Annotated in this window: 13 protein-coding genes; 9 read left to right on the forward strand and 4 right to left on the reverse strand. The window is 43.9% G+C overall.

Annotated features, from left to right (window positions below; genetic code table 11):
• The first annotated feature begins 70 nt into the window (after window positions 1-70).
• Together sixA and ACRRS0_RS09340 are read left to right on the forward strand one after the other, a co-directional pair.
• Window positions 71-535: a phosphohistidine phosphatase SixA gene (gene sixA, locus ACRRS0_RS09335; RefSeq protein WP_432453477.1), complete on the forward strand. Its 465-nt coding sequence runs from the start codon at window positions 71-73 to the stop codon at window positions 533-535.
• Window positions 536-721: 186 nt separating this feature from the next.
• Window positions 722-931, forward strand: a complete 210-nt coding sequence (locus tag ACRRS0_RS09340; RefSeq protein ID WP_432453476.1) for a DUF1107 family protein — start codon at window positions 722-724, stop codon at window positions 929-931.
• A gap of 30 nt (window positions 932-961) precedes the next feature.
• Here ACRRS0_RS09340 and smrB read toward each other — a convergent pair whose 3' ends face one another.
• On the reverse strand, window positions 962-1,501 hold the full coding sequence (smrB, locus tag ACRRS0_RS09345; RefSeq protein WP_432453475.1) for an endonuclease SmrB: 540 nt from the start codon (window positions 1,499-1,501) through the stop codon (window positions 962-964).
• A 62-nt stretch (window positions 1,502-1,563) separates the two neighbouring features.
• On the opposite strand from smrB, the gene prmB reads away from it, so the two are divergent.
• The 5 genes from prmB to ACRRS0_RS09370 all read left to right on the forward strand — a co-directional run bounded on the left by prmB (window position 1,564) and on the right by ACRRS0_RS09370 (window position 5,605).
• Window positions 1,564-2,487 (forward strand): 50S ribosomal protein L3 N(5)-glutamine methyltransferase, encoded by a 924-nt coding sequence (prmB, locus tag ACRRS0_RS09350; RefSeq protein ID WP_432453474.1) that lies wholly within the window; start codon window positions 1,564-1,566, stop codon window positions 2,485-2,487.
• An 11-nt stretch (window positions 2,488-2,498) separates the two neighbouring features.
• Window positions 2,499-3,587, forward strand: a complete 1,089-nt coding sequence (gene aroC, locus ACRRS0_RS09355; protein ID WP_432453473.1) for a chorismate synthase — start codon at window positions 2,499-2,501, stop codon at window positions 3,585-3,587.
• A 54-nt stretch (window positions 3,588-3,641) separates the two neighbouring features.
• The gene (locus tag ACRRS0_RS09360) at window positions 3,642-4,169 is read left to right on the forward strand and encodes an elongation factor P hydroxylase (RefSeq protein ID WP_432453472.1); all 528 of its coding nucleotides are present in this window, start codon (window positions 3,642-3,644) and stop codon (window positions 4,167-4,169) included.
• 13 nt (window positions 4,170-4,182) lie between these two features.
• Window positions 4,183-5,346: an ATP-NAD kinase family protein gene (locus tag ACRRS0_RS09365; protein ID WP_432453471.1), complete on the forward strand. Its 1,164-nt coding sequence runs from the start codon at window positions 4,183-4,185 to the stop codon at window positions 5,344-5,346.
• Window positions 5,347-5,416: 70 nt separating this feature from the next.
• The gene (locus ACRRS0_RS09370; RefSeq protein ID WP_432459192.1) at window positions 5,417-5,605 is read left to right on the forward strand and encodes a hypothetical protein; all 189 of its coding nucleotides are present in this window, start codon (window positions 5,417-5,419) and stop codon (window positions 5,603-5,605) included.
• Window positions 5,606-5,772: 167 nt separating this feature from the next.
• Here the strand turns inward: ACRRS0_RS09370 and ACRRS0_RS09375 are convergent, their stop codons facing one another.
• Window positions 5,773-6,735 (reverse strand): diguanylate cyclase, encoded by a 963-nt coding sequence (locus ACRRS0_RS09375; protein ID WP_432453470.1) that lies wholly within the window; start codon window positions 6,733-6,735, stop codon window positions 5,773-5,775.
• Window positions 6,716-7,777 (reverse strand): response regulator, encoded by a 1,062-nt coding sequence (locus ACRRS0_RS09380; protein WP_432453469.1) that lies wholly within the window; start codon window positions 7,775-7,777, stop codon window positions 6,716-6,718. Before ACRRS0_RS09380 ends, ACRRS0_RS09375 begins: the two co-directional genes overlap by 20 nt.
• A 287-nt stretch (window positions 7,778-8,064) precedes the next feature.
• Here ACRRS0_RS09380 and ACRRS0_RS09385 point away from each other — a divergent pair, with 287 nt between their 5' ends.
• Entirely contained in the window at window positions 8,065-8,637 is a 573-nt protein-coding gene (locus tag ACRRS0_RS09385; RefSeq protein ID WP_432453468.1) for a DUF922 domain-containing protein, read from the forward strand.
• Here the strand turns inward: ACRRS0_RS09385 and mnmC are convergent.
• Window positions 8,623-10,650, reverse strand: a complete 2,028-nt coding sequence (mnmC, locus tag ACRRS0_RS09390) for a bifunctional tRNA (5-methylaminomethyl-2-thiouridine)(34)-methyltransferase MnmD/FAD-dependent 5-carboxymethylaminomethyl-2-thiouridine(34) oxidoreductase MnmC (RefSeq protein WP_432453467.1) — start codon at window positions 10,648-10,650, stop codon at window positions 8,623-8,625. The two genes, ACRRS0_RS09385 and mnmC, sit on opposite strands and share 15 nt — an antisense overlap.
• A gap of 114 nt (window positions 10,651-10,764) precedes the next feature.
• On the opposite strand from mnmC, the gene fabB reads away from it, so the two are divergent.
• Window positions 10,765-11,982, forward strand: a complete 1,218-nt coding sequence (gene fabB / locus ACRRS0_RS09395) for a beta-ketoacyl-ACP synthase I (protein WP_432453466.1) — start codon at window positions 10,765-10,767, stop codon at window positions 11,980-11,982.
• Window positions 11,983-12,011 lie beyond the last annotated feature (29 nt).

A 12,011-nucleotide genomic window follows, 5' to 3' on the forward strand; every position in this document is an offset into this window, starting at 1 on the left:
CAATTAAATTAGCAGCCGAAGAATCAAATATACGCGTTTATTCACCCTTATTAAAAAGAAGAATCATTCTATGCAAGTTTTTATTATGCGCCATGGTGAAGCAGAGATGTTTGCTAACACGGACAGCGAACGGGCGCTTAATCAAGCAGGCTTACAAGAAGTTGGCAAAATGGCGGCGTACCTAGCACCTAAACTGACCAAGCTTGACTATGTCTTGCTCAGTCCTTATTTGCGTGCGCAACAAACATGGCAGTGTTTGGCTGAATACTTACCTGAGCCATCTAGATTAATTGAAATGGAAGAGTTGACGCCTTCAGGAGATGAAGCGGCAGTGATTGGTTTAATTCATGAGCTCGGGATTGAACAACCGACAGCAACCGTGCTTGTCGTATCACATTTACCCTTGGTGGGTTATCTGGTGGGGGGGCTGGCTGCGGAAGCTGGTGCACCTTTGTTTAGTACCGCGGCCGTGGCTGAATTGAGCCTTACGGATAGTCATGATTTAGTTTCCTTACAACATCCAATTAGCTTGTGATATTCGGTTTTATATACTCCGTCAGTGTTGTTTGACCAGTTTATTGTTTAAAATCACAAAGGTTCCTAGTTTTTTGTACTTTTGGGATCTGGCTCGCGGAACCATTAATTAAGCTGCGAAAGTCTTAGAACAAGCTAAACTCTACTTGTATCATGATTGTGTTGAAACAAGTAGTGGACGCCTCAAATGAAAATATTTTCACGTTATTCGCCAGTTAAAATAGCTCGTTATGTTAAAGCATTTTTTAAAGGACGCTTGTATATCCGAGGACGCGGAGCTTATCAATTTCAAAATGGCAAGTTAGCCACACTACCGAATTATAAAACAGGCAAGCATCGGCAAACCGTGGCTGAAGTCAATCAACAAATTGATGACTTCAGAAAAAAAGCGGCTTAAAGCCGATCTGTATTTGATGAAAAAACCACTCTAAAGAGTGGTTTTTTCATATCCGGACTGAACCAATATGAGTAAGGCACTGGAGCCGCCGTGGTCTTTCGGCGCTTGATGAAAGGCTAATACCGCAGGATGCTGAGCAAGCCACTGAGGCACCTTGGTTTTCAGTATCTGTTGTCCATGACCATGCATTACCGAGGCAACATGGTAATGTTGTTGTTGGCATTCCACCAGCAGAGCGGCGATTTCTTGTTTGGCCTGACGCTGTGTGAGTCCGTGTAAATCTAACAAAATTTCAGGTTCGTAATCGCCCCGGCGTAATTTTTTTAGCTCATAGGGATCACAATCTGTACTTTGCCAGCGCATTGGTCCTTCGTCGGGCAGTAGCGGATGGTATTCATCAGAAAAGAAGAATTGCGCATTATTTAACAGAGCGCGTTGCTGTTTTTCCCTTTGTTGGCTTTTTTGCTTGATTCGTGTGGGCTCAAGACTTATTTTATCTTGTTTTATCTGGCGAACCCCTTTGAGGGCTTCCTTGAAGGCTAAAAAATCTTCGTCAGTTGGTTTTTTCATTTATTAATATCAGTTGTGCCTGAAGCCATTTATGGGTGATTGTACTTAATCTGGAGGCCAAATTGGAAAAGATATTTATCGAAGAAGCAATCGATGACTTACACACTATTCAAGATATGATCCGCTGGGCGGTGAGTCGATTTAATGCTTCAGGCGTTTTCTATGGTCATGGAACAGATAATGCGTGGGATGAAGCTGTGCAATTGGTGTTACCAAGCCTTCACTTACCCTTAGATGTTGATCCCGAAGTGCGACATGCTCGATTGACTCGTCAAGAACGTGGCCTGCTGGTGGAATTAGTGGTGAAGCGAGTTCAAGAGCGTTTACCCGTTGCTTATTTAACCAACAAAGCATGGTTTGCTGGACTCGAGTTTTATGTGGATGAGCGGGTATTAGTGCCTCGCTCGCCCTTCGCTGAATTGATTGAGACTCAATTTTCTCCTTGGTTAATTGAGTCTCCGCAGCGAATTTTGGACTTGTGTACGGGGAGTGGCTGTATTGCGATTGGTTGTGCTTATGCCTTTGCAGAGGCTGAAGTCGATGCAGTGGATATATCTGAAGATGCGCTTGCAGTCGCAGAAATTAATATTCAAAACCATGGATTAGAGCAGCAAGTTACGCCAATCTTGTCGGATGGTTTTAAGGCACTACAAGGCTTAACTTATGATTTGATTGTGAGTAACCCGCCTTATGTTGACGCCGAAGATATGGGCAATTTGCCTGAAGAGTTTAAACATGAGCCCGAGTTAGGCTTAGCTTCTGGGTTTGATGGTTTACAATTAACCAAACAAATCTTGGCTGAAGCAGCAGCACATTTAAACCCGAACGGCTTATTGATTGTTGAGATCGGTAATAGCCAAGTTCATATGCAGCAGCAATTCCCAGAAGTTCCTTTTACTTGGATCGAATTTAGTAATGGCGGGCATGGGGTTTTCATTATTAGTCGTGAGCAATTGTTAGACTGCGGCTCGCTATTTAAACAGTAAGGATAGAGTGAATGGCAGGAAATAGCATCGGCCAACTTTTTAGGGTGACGACTTTTGGTGAAAGTCATGGCGCAGCATTGGGCTGTATTATTGACGGTTGTCCTCCAGGCTTAGAAATCAGTGAAGCGATTATTCAGCAAGATCTGGATCGTCGTAAACCAGGTACCTCTCGTTACACCACCCAACGTCGTGAAGCGGATCAAGTAAAGATATTAGCAGGTGTTTTTGAAGGCAAAACTACTGGTACTTCAATTGGTTTAATGATTGAAAATACCGATCAGCGTTCGAAAGATTATTCGAACATTAAAGATATGTTTCGACCGGGGCATGCCGATTATACCTACCATCAAAAATATGGTACTCGTGATTATCGGGGTGGTGGTCGTTCTTCGGCACGAGAAACTGCAATGCGGGTTGCTGCTGGGGTGATTGCGAAACAATATCTTAAGCAACAGTTTGGCGTGGAAATCCATGCTTACTTGAGCGAATTGGGTCCAATTAAAGCCGAAATTATTGATTTTGAACAAATCGAGCAAAATCCATTTTTCTTTCCCGATGTGAGTAAGCTCGATCAATTAGATGAGTTTATGCGAGACCTTAAAAAAGAAGGTAATTCTATTGGCGCCCGTTTAAGTGTGGTGGCTACGCAAGTACCTGTAGGACTTGGTGAACCCGTGTTTGATCGATTGGATGCCGATATTGCGCATGCATTAATGGGCATTAATGCGGTTAAAGCGGTAGAAATTGGTGATGGTTTTGCCGTCGTCAATCAAAGAGGCAGCGAACATCGAGATGAAATGACTCCCGAGGGCTTCAGTTCGAATCATGCTGGCGGAATTCTGGGGGGGATATCCTCGGGTCAAGATGTGATCGCCCATATTGCGTTAAAACCAACCTCCAGCATTACCGTTCCGGGTAAAACTATTGATAAATATGGTCAGCCGATCGAAGTTGTCACCAAGGGGCGTCATGATCCTTGTGTGGGGATCCGTGCAGTGCCAATTGCCGAAGCGATGTTAGCGATTGTATTAATGGATCATTGCTTGCGTCAAAGAGGGCAAAATGGCACGGTAAACACCGAAACGCCCATTTTGCGCTAAGTTAAATTTTGACGCGATATAGAGCCCTTAAGTTATCGACTTAGGGGCTTTATTTTGCCTAAACTGAGAGGCTCAGTGATGATTCTTGATGATGTCGAACAGTTGATTGGTTTGTTTAATCAAACTTTTGTGTCTTTTAATACGATTTTGGTCGAAGGCGACGAAGAACCAATTTACTTACCCGCCGATCAACGCTTTAGTCAACATCGGGTGGTATTTGCGCATGGCTTTTACGCCAGTGCCTTACACGAAATTGCTCACTGGTGTATTGCTGGTAATGCTCGACGTCAACTGGAAGATTATGGTTACTGGTATCATCCTGATGGTCGTGATCAATCGTTGCAGCAAAAGTTTGAACGAGTTGAGGTAAAACCACAAGCTATCGAATGTGCATTTTCTAAAGTGGCGGGTCGTACTTTTCAAGTGAGTGTAGACAACTTATCGGGTTATCAAAGCGATCGGCAAGCTTTTAGCCAAGCGGTACAGCAGCAGTTTTTAGATTTTCAAAAACAAGGTTTTCCATCTCGTGCTCAACAGTTTATTGAGGCTTTAGCAAAGCTACGAGCATCATTAAGCGGGTAACTCTGAGGGACTCATGATTAAAATTGGTTTGTTGATTAATCCGGTGGCTGGCATCGGTGGTAGTGTTGCTTTGAAGGGATCCGACGAAGTGGTTGAGCGCGCTTTAGCGATGGGAGCAGAAAAGAAAGCGATGCAGCGTGCGGTTCAGGCTTTGCAATGTTTAGTACCTTTGGCGGAGCGTTTTTGTGTCTTGACCGCATCGGGTGAAATGGGCGAACAAGTATGTCAGCAATTGGATTTTAATCATCGCGTACTCTATCAAGCCCATTCGCCAAGCAGCGCTGTGGATACCAAGGAGGCTGCTGCCCTGCTCAGCGAACAACGACTGGATCTACTGGTTTTTGTTGGTGGAGATGGCACCGCCCGCGATGTGCTTAGTGTTGTTGGATCGCAACAAAACTGTTTGGGTATTCCTGCCGGATGTAAGATCCACTCTGCCGTATATGGGGTCACGCCAAAGGCGACCGGGATGGTGATTGCAAAGTTGCTACGTGGTGAGATCTTGAGTTTGAAAGTTGCTGAGGTGATGGATATCGATGAACAGGCTTTTCGTCAGGGGCGGGTGCGAGCTAAGTGTTTTGGTGAAATGCGAGTGCCTGATGAGCTTCATTATGTACAAGCGACTAAACAGGGCGGCATGGAAGTCGAAGACCTTGTGTTACAAGATATTGCCGCAGAAGTTATCGAATTAATGGACGACCAGCAGTTTATTGCAGGATCGGGGTCGACTGTTGCCGCAATAATGCAGGAGTTATCACTAGCTAATACGCTTCTGGGAGTAGATTTGGTTAAAGATCGTCAAATCCTTCAACAGGATTTGACCGAAGCGGAGTTGATAAATAGAATAGCCTCCGTAAAAACGCAGTTATTACTAACAATTATTGGTGGCCAAGGTCATTTGTTTGGTCGAGGCAATCAGCAACTCAGCCCTCGGGTGTTGCGATTGATTGGCCGAGAAAATATTGTTGTGGTAGCGACTAAAACTAAACTTAAATCTTTGCATGGACGCCCGTTGATAGTTGATACTGGCGATACAGAACTAGATAAATATTTATCTGGAAGCATCAAGGTAATTACTGGTTACCGCGATTATATTATGTATCGAGTATCGAACCCTGAAAATGAGGTTACCGATGCTCAAAAATTATGTCTCCCTACTTCAGTTGTTCCTGAATAGTTACGAAAATAATCTTAATGCGCCGCCAAAAAATGTGGTGCAGTATTTGAACGATCACTTGGGAGTCGCTGTGACTCAAACAGAGTTAAGTCGCTGTCCGATGATCCATAGTTTAAAGTCTCACATGCATATGGCCTTACTTGATGCTTACTTTAATGGTGAGACTGATGAGACCATGCAGCTGCAAGCAGAAGCATTGTGGCGTGATATGATTCAATTTGCCGACAAACAACAGCAAGACATTACTGCGGTTGCTTAAAAATGGATTCAAGTCGATTTTAGTGTCTGGGTAGGATTATCGTTATACTAAACTCATTACTGATTGATTTTGCTTGCTCAGGTCCACTATGACTAGGTTTAAGTCGATAATTTAATGAGTCGAATGGCTAAAAAAGCAAAGCCTTGGCTTTGCTTTTTTTATTTGTTTTACTCTGGTTGATGGACGCTGGTTTGATTACGGCCTTGATCTTTACTTCGGTACAAGGCTTGGTCGGTATTGCTTAGCCATTCTTTCTCACTCGCTGTCTGTTTGTCTAGTTGGGCGATGCCTAAACTAATCGTAAAGGGGACTTCTACACCTTTAACTAACGGGTTCATCTGAGCTACTTCCAGACGTAACCGTTCAGCAAAAACTAAAGCATGTTTGGCGTCAGTATTGGTGAGGATGATTGCAAACTCTTCTCCGCCATAACGCCCCGCAATATCGGTTTTACGCATAATGTTGCGTAATGTCTCTCCAAGTAAGCTGAGGATTTTGTCTCCCGTGGGGTGGCCATAGTTATCGTTGATATGTTTAAAATGGTCAATATCAAACATCAGCAGCGATGTTGGTTGAGCCGTTCTGACATAGCGCTCATATTCTTGTTCCAAGCGATCTTGCCAGTAGCCACGATTGTAAAGTTGAGTGAGCTTGTCGGTACGACTGAGCACCTTAAGTTTTTCGTTTACTTTTATGGTTTCGAGTCTGTTGACTGCGCTATCGGTAACATCATAAATAATTAAACTAATATGAGTTACCACGCCGGTTAGAGAGGTGAGCGGGATAATGGTGATATTTTGATACATAAAATCTACCGTACCAGTGATTGGCCGATAGTTTTTAAATGGAAATACATGAGGACGTTGCTCCCAGGTTGTGAAAGCGCGGTTTTTTAAAAAAAATACCGAATCGATCTTATGTTTTAACCAGTCTTCGGGAAGCTCTGGAAATAAGCTAAATATGCTTTGGCGCTGGGCTTGGTCGGCGCGAAGACCACTATGCGCCTCCATAAAATTGTTCCAAATTTGAACATTATAGTCTTTGTCTAGTACGACCAAACCGACATCGATGGTTTGTATCATGTCTAGCATCCAGTGGAACTCGTTCATTTCATTTTGATGTTGGTTCATGATGATCAAATAAGTAAGAGATTTTATTGTTAAGTGTTGGCAAGGAATCTTCGGTAATCAACAGTAACAAGTCACATTGAATATTGTGCTTTTCAATGGTGTAGTTGATCTCAATAGCTAAAGTTTTTTGCCAGCGATGGGTATTGTTTGCGATTAGTTCACTAAGATTACAATGTTGACCTAATACAACGGGGTGTCCTTGTGAAAAGCCAAGGTCGAGTTGATCAGAGACGCCTTGTAAACATGCCCCAATCAGAATATTGGCGATGTCCATCAGCACTTCCAGTTGACCGTTATCGTCAAGTTGTCCTTTATATTTCATTAATTTAGACATATCGGTGAAGCTTGAATCATGAAATAGCAGTAACGCCTCTCCGGCAATACCTGCACCAATGAAACCTTGGCATACTGCTGACATTTGTTCATTTTCTTCAACCGAGCTCAGTGCCATATGTAGTTCACTGGTTTCCAAAATGTTGACATTGGGGATGGGTAATACAATAAATGTATCGAGCAAACGCGCGAGTAAATCAGCGGCTCTACCCATGGCAACGTTGGCTATTTCCTGATAATGGTCTCGATAATCAACGATTTTGGGTGACAAAGTGTCTTTTGCAGGCGCGGGCATTTGGTCTAAAGCCGCTAAATCGCTCTCTAACTCGAGTAATTGCTGGGACTCAACGATGCCATAAGCCAATAGTATTTCGTCAATTTTGGCTTTGTTTGTCGGTTTTTTTATAAAATCTAAGGCGCCGAGTTGTTTTACGCGAGAGTAGGCTTCTGGCTGAATATCTCCAGAGACTACAATGATCAGTGCTGGTAAATCATTGCTTTGAACTTGCTGTAGTACTTCGTAGCCATCCATGATTGGCATGTTTAGGTCGAGAAACACCACATCGCCTTTTCCTTGGCGAATTAAGTCTAAGCCTTCTTGTCCATTTGTGGCAAAGCTGATCTCGACATCCCAGCCTGGCGGTAGACTACGTGCCATTTGTTTTCTAGCGAGATTGGAATCATCGCAGATTAAAATAGGTAACGACATAATATATTATCAACTCTCCTTGTCTTTTTACAGTATGAGACGAAATGCCTTGTTTGCTAAGGCGGAAGCGGTAAAAGTTTACATTGAGGGGCTGCGCTTTGACGTTCTTCACAAAAACAGCCTTGGTTTTATATCTAAAGATAAGTTTAGTCGAGAAGTATTTGATTATTCGTTAAAGTTTTATGCTTAACTAAAACAGCTGATATGCTGAAAGCTCAAGTATTTAATATGTCCAATGACTTAAATCTCGATTTCGTGCCGATAATCGATTATCTAGAGGACCAAATGTGAGACGAGCGAAATGGAATGGTAGAGTTATCCTATTGGTTTTTATATTATTTTCTCCAGTAGTCCATGCTGCGTCGGTACAAAGCGAGATCGAATATTATGATGTTAATGCGGGGGATTTAAAGCAACTTCGCGCTCAACTCATGTCTGAAGGCCCGCTGAAAAGAGGGCATCATTATAGTATTTCTGGACAATATTTGTTTAATTGGACTCCGAAAGTTGCGCGTAGAAACGCGCGTTGTGAGTCTTTAAGTCCCGAACTATTGTTACGCGCCGAGTTAATTATGCCGCGCTGGATAAGCCAAAGTAAAGCTGACTTTGCGACTCAACAATCATGGATAAGCTATATTGCTGCGGCCCAGCAATATCATCAAAAAATTGCTTGGCTCATTGAACAAAGTGCAGAACGTTTTGTTCAACAAACCAAAGGCTTGTCGGCTGCTGGTTGCCAACAACTAGAAGCGCTTATCAATGCTAAAGGGCGAGCTGCTTTAGCGAATGCGCGGCAAAAAATCCGAACCTACCAACGTCAAACTGCCTATGGTGAATCATTAGGTTTAACGATACCTTAATTCTAAGGGGCGATTTTTAAGTAGGCGTCGATTCCAAAATCGGTGTGGATGCAGATTATTTAAGGTGGATAGCTTCACAGGGATCGGTTCTTCACAAAGCTGAGCAGCTAACAATTCACCAGCAAAAGGCGCACTACAAATACCACGTGAACCAAAGCCTGTGGCAACAAAACAGCGAGGATAGGCGGGAGGACTTTGCTTCTGCCAGTTCAGTAAATAGTCGGGGTGATAGATCCGTTCTAGATCTGGTAATTGTCCTAATAGCGGGAAGTGGTCTCGCACTACACAGCGTATCGCGGCTCGGCCTTTTAGGTCCGCAAATTCAAGTTGTGTATTCCAACTTTGGGCTTGGCAATCGCGCAACGACTGTAAGTTCTCTTGGCCTTCTTGCTCATTGAGCTGGGTCTCTAAGTTGTTTCTTTTATAGCTCGCGCCAATGCAGTGTTGTTGATGATTGGCTGGCGTGAGGTAACCCTCATAACATAAGATTTTCTTTAGTTTAGAAAGCTGCGGGCTGCTCTGAATATGGCTCACTTGGCCACGCACTGGAGTGAGTGGTAATTGACGGCCTTGCTCTAACGCTAACAATTGGTGCGCATTGCAAAAAACTAGATTGTCATGCTCAATAGTGGCGTTTTCGAAGTGCAGTTGAACGCCTTGCTCTGCAATATCGAGTTTTTTAAGCTGATGCTGATATTGAATATTTAGTAGACCGCTATTTTGTGCCGCAATTAATAGCGCCTCAACACATTGCTTGGCATTGATCCAGCCAGCTTTAGGATAATATAAGGCTTCACTGGATAATTTTAAGCCCGCCAATTCACTCGCTAGTTCGGCAGAAACTATATCGACCAGCTCCTTAGGATAACCTGCTTGCACAATATTTTGATTTTTTTTGGCTGATTTACTATCGTGGCTTAATTGCAGTAGCCCACAATACTGATGTTCGATACTCAAGTTCTGTTGTGTTAACTGGGCAATGATTTGCCGTTGGTAGTTGAAGGCGTGTTGAAAAAAGTCACTCACATGTGGCTGATTAGGACTGAGCAGGGGGTAAACCGCACCTTGTCGATTCCCCGACGCTTCGGCTGCAGCTTGTGTCGCTTGTTCGTAAATGGTGACTTTGATGCCCCGCTTAACTAGCGCATAGGCGAGGCTGGCACCTGCAATGCCGGCTCCGATAATCGCAACATCGTCCTTTGCCTGGATGCCTTTACGATGATATAAACCTTGCGCTAGGCTAGGCAGCTTTTGAGCTGCCTGATATTGGCCGATTAGCATTTCTCGCTTTCGACCATAGCCTTTGGTTTTTCTTGCCTCAAAGCCTGCACTGATTAAGCCTCGTCTGACAAAACCTGCGGCGGTGAAGGTGGCGAAGTTAGCTTCAGGAACGGACAATTTTGCCATACCATTAAATAAATCCTGCGACCACATGTCGGGATTTTTACTGGGAGCGAAGCCGTCGAGAAACCAGCTATGAACTAAACCTTCGTCGGGGCACGGTATTTCGGGAAGGTGCTGATGCACATCGCCGACCCAAATATCTAAGGTGATCGCAACCGGGTGGCTAAAATTTATGCGATGACATCCTGGTGTCATAATCTCTGGATAATATTTCACTAGCTGGCTGGCAAATTCATTTAATTCGGGCCACTGAGCTAAGGCTTGGCTTAGATCTTTTACTGCTAAAGGATGTTTTTCAAAGCTAATAAAATGCAGTCGTTTGACAGCCGTTGATGGCTGCTGAACTAAAAATTGTTGGTAGTGTTGCCAGGTGGCTAGAAAATTAAGGCCAGTTCCAAACCCGGTCTCGGCAATGACATAGCTGGTTTTATTGTGGTTAAGCCAACGTTCAGTAAGTTGATTTTGTTCAATAAATACATAACGACTTTCGGCTAATCCATTATCGATAGAGAAATAGACATCGTCGTAGTCGGTCGCCACTGGTGTGCCTTCGGGACTCCAATGGATGGTTGCAATGGTGCTGTTGTTCTCATTATTTGTCGAAGACAAAATTTAACCTCGATTTTTACTAGAAAGTTTAAGCGTACACGTGTACTCTCATCCGACCAGATTAAGCTGCAAAATGGGTAACATAGCAGCAAATACAATCCGTGAGACCATCTGATGAAAAGAGCAGTTATCACCGGGCTAGGTATTATATCTAGTATCGGTAACAATAAAGAAGAAGTATTAGCATCATTGCAGGCTGGTAAGTCAGGCATTACTCATTCAGCTGAATTTGAAGAAATGAAGTTGCGTAGCCAAGTATGGGGTGATTTAAAAGTTAATCCTGCGGAGCATATTGATCGTAAGGTCATGCGTTTTATGGGCGATGCTGCTGCGTTTTCATATATGTCTATGGAGCAGGCGATAGCTGATGCGGGTTTAGGCGAAGCTCATGTATCTAACGAGCGCACCGGTTTAGTGGTGGGTTCCGGTGGTGCGTCTTCGAAAAACCAAACTGAAGCTGCCGATATCTTACGGACTAAAGGTGTTCGTCGTATCGGCCCTTACATGGTGCCGAGAACGATGTCGAGCACCACCTCAGCCTGTTTAGCAACACCTTTTAAAATAAAAGGTGTGAACTATTCAATTAGTAGTGCTTGTGCAACCAGTGCACACTGTATCGGCCATGCTCTTGAGTTAATTCAATTAGGTAAGCAAGACGTGGTATTTGCGGGCGGTGGGGAAGAGTTGCATTGGAGCCTGGCTATGGAATTTGACGCCATGGGCGCTTTATCAACCAAGTTTAATGAGACACCAGAACTTGCTTCTCGTACCTATGATACAGACCGTGATGGTTTTGTAATTTCAGGTGGTGGCGGTATGGTGGTGGTTGAAGAGCTTGAACATGCACTGGCTCGGGGCGCTAAAATTTACGCTGAAATCGTCGGTTATGGCGCAACTTCTGATGGTTATGACATGGTTGCGCCTTCGGGCGAGGGCGCAGTACGCTGTATGCGTCAAGCCATGCAGAATCTGACGGGTGATATTGATTATGTGAATACTCATGGTACCTCTACTCCTGTCGGTGATGTAAAAGAGTTAGGGGCGATTCAGGAAGTGTTTGCTGGTAATAGCCCTCTGATTAGTGCAACTAAAGCGATGACGGGTCATGCGCTAGGGGCCGCCGGTGTACATGAAGCAATATATTCTTTATTGATGATGGAAAATGACTTTGTTGCACCGAGCATCAACATCAATACCTTGGACGATCAAGCCGAAGGACTGAATATTGTGGTCAATCAAGCTCAACCGGCCAAATTAAATCGTGTGATGTCGAACAGTTTTGGTTTTGGTGGCACAAATGCCACTTTAGTGATGGAACGCTTTCAAGACTAAAAACCTAGTGCTAGGTGAATGAGCCGCCA

Origin of the sequence: Agarivorans sp. QJM3NY_29, from assembly GCF_050870835.2 — a bacterium.
Lineage (GTDB): Bacteria > Pseudomonadota > Gammaproteobacteria > Enterobacterales > Celerinatantimonadaceae > Agarivorans.